The sequence below is a fragment of the Kitasatospora sp. NPDC034023 genome (genome assembly GCF_055575795.1).
Genome location: NZ_JBVIRY010000105.1, coordinates 1 through 1,834 on the forward strand (window position 1 = coordinate 1; position 1,834 = coordinate 1,834).

Annotated in this window: 1 protein-coding gene; it reads left to right on the forward strand. The window is 70.4% G+C overall.

Annotated features, from left to right (window positions below; translation table 11 throughout):
- Nucleotides 1-103: 103 nt before the first annotated feature.
- Nucleotides 104-1,798 (forward strand): IS1182 family transposase, encoded by a 1,695-nt coding sequence (locus tag ACZ52R_RS43445; protein WP_465755574.1) that lies wholly within the window; start codon nt 104-106, stop codon nt 1,796-1,798.
- The last annotated feature ends 36 nt before the right edge of the window (nt 1,799-1,834 follow it).

The window sequence follows — 1,834 nt, forward strand, 5'->3', positions numbered from 1 at the left end:
AGCTTGACTCTGTCGGTGATCTTGGTGTTCGGCTGCCTGGGATCGTGGTGGTGCGTCAGTCTTGCGGTTGTACGAGGCCCGTGAGACTGGCGAGGAGTGAGAGATGTCGATGCGTCCCCGTCCGGGCGCCGAGGTACCGGCGCTGACCGCGCGCATGGCGCGCGCCAGCAACCCCGGTGGCACGACGGCGATGTGGGTGCGGGACCACCTCGACGGTCTGTGGAGCGACGAAGACTTCGCCGACTGGTACCCGCGTGACGGGCGTCCCGGGCTTTCGCCCGCCCAGCTGGCCACGGTGAGCGTGCTGCAGTTCCTGCTCGGGCTCTCCGACCGCGACGCCGCCGAGGCCGTACGCTGCCGCATCGACTTCAAATACGCGCTCGGCCTCAACCTCGACGACCCAGGCTTCCACCACAGCGTGCTCACCGACTTTCGCGACCGCCTGCTGGAGGACGGCCGGGCGGACCGCTTCCTCGACCTCGCCCTGGCCCGTCTGAAAGGCGCCGGACTGGTCCGCGAGCGCACCACCCAGCGCACCGACTCCACCCACGTCCTGGCCGCCGTGCGCAACCTGACCCGCCTGGAGCTGGTCACCGAAGCCATGCGGGCGGCCCTGGAGGAACTCGCCCGCACCGCCGGCCATGCGCTGGCCGGCCTGGTCGAGGAGGACTGGGGCCGCCGCTACGGTCGGCCGGTGCGCCTGGGCAAGAACCCCACCCGGCCCAAGACCAGGATCAACACCACCGGGGCAGACGCCCGCCGACTGCTCGAACACCTGGCCCGCAACCATCCCGGCCTGCTGGACGGCCCCCAGACACGGGCCCTGCGGCAGATCCTCGTTCAGAACTACTACTGGGACACCGCCGGCCGCTTGCGCTGGCGCGACGATGACGACGACAGCGGCCTGCCGCCCTCCGCACACCGAATCGTCTCGCCCTACGATCCGACGGCCCGATACGCTCGCCGGGGGCAGGTCACCCGCTGGACGGGATTCCTCGCGCACGTGACCGAGACCTGCTCCAACGATGGCGTCAATGTGATCACGGACGTGGCCACCATGCCGGCCACCAGCGCCGACACCGAAGTCCTGCCCGGCATCCACACCCGCCTGGAACACCGGGGACTACGGCCCGACCAGCACCTGGTCGACGGCGGCTACACCTCCCTGGTCCACCTGGAGCAGGCCGAGCGTGAGCACCGGATCACCGTCGTCGGACCCCTGCCGGGCAACCCCACCCTCCAGCACCGCCGGGGCGAGGGCTTCGCCCGCGACGACTTTCGCATCGACTTCGACCGCCAGGAGGTCACCTGCCCGCAGGGCCAGGTCAGCAGGGGTTGGCACGGCCCCTACCCGACATCCTCGCCGACCGCCGCCCCGCTGATCGTGGCCCGCTTCACCAAGAGCCAGTGCCAGCCCTGCCCGGTCCGGGCCAAGTGCACCACCTCCCGCGACGCCGCCCGCAACGTGGGCTTCCCCCCGCGCGAGCTGCACGAACTGCAGATACGCAATCGTGCCGAGCAGCAGGAACCGGCCTGGCACAAGCGCTACGCGGTGCGGTCCGGCATCGAGGGCACCATCTGCGAGTTCGCCCACGGCCACGGCATGCGCCGCTGCCGATACCGCGGGCAGGCCAAGGCCCACCTGCAGCACGTGCTCACCGCCATCGCCGTCAACATCGAACGCCTCAGCCGGCAGCCTCCGGGCGAGAACACGCCCCCACGACCACCAACTGCCTTCCAGGACCACCTCGACCAGCACAGCATCCCGCGCCTGCGCTCCTGGCGAGCCGTCAGCTGACACCCCAGCGACCAAGATCACCGACAGAGTCAAGCT